General features: G+C 60.3%; 1 protein-coding gene and 1 pseudogene. Both read right to left on the reverse strand.

Annotated elements, in window-relative coordinates:
- Window positions 1–77, reverse strand: a 77-nt coding sequence (locus tag ACCC97_RS28865) for an acyl-CoA dehydrogenase N-terminal domain-containing protein (RefSeq protein ID WP_413336413.1), incomplete at its 3' end; no start/stop codon positions are given.
- 74 nt (window positions 78–151) lie between these two features.
- Window positions 152–277 (reverse strand): annotated as a pseudogene (locus ACCC97_RS28870) (electron transfer flavoprotein subunit alpha/FixB family protein); the annotation flags it as partial.

Consider the following 277-nt stretch of genomic DNA (forward strand, 5'->3'; position numbering starts at 1 on the left):
AGCTTCGCGATCTCGCCGATGTTGGCCAGGTGCTCGATGTCGAACAGCATGTCCTTGAGGGGGGCGGTGTAGCTCATGTCTTGTCTCCAGATACAGCGGATACGAAAAGGGCATCGCGAACGATGCCCTCTGGCTCATTGCGCCGGTGCGGTCAGAGCGCCTTCACCAGTTCCGGCACCGCCGTGAACAGGTCGGCCACGAGCCCGTAGTCGGCCACCGAGAAGATCGGCGCTTCCTCGTCCTTGTTGATCGCCACGATCACCTTGGAATCCTTCAT

Origin of the sequence: Variovorax sp. Varisp85 (assembly GCF_047304045.1) — a bacterium.
Classification (GTDB): Bacteria; Pseudomonadota; Gammaproteobacteria; order Burkholderiales; family Burkholderiaceae_C; genus Variovorax.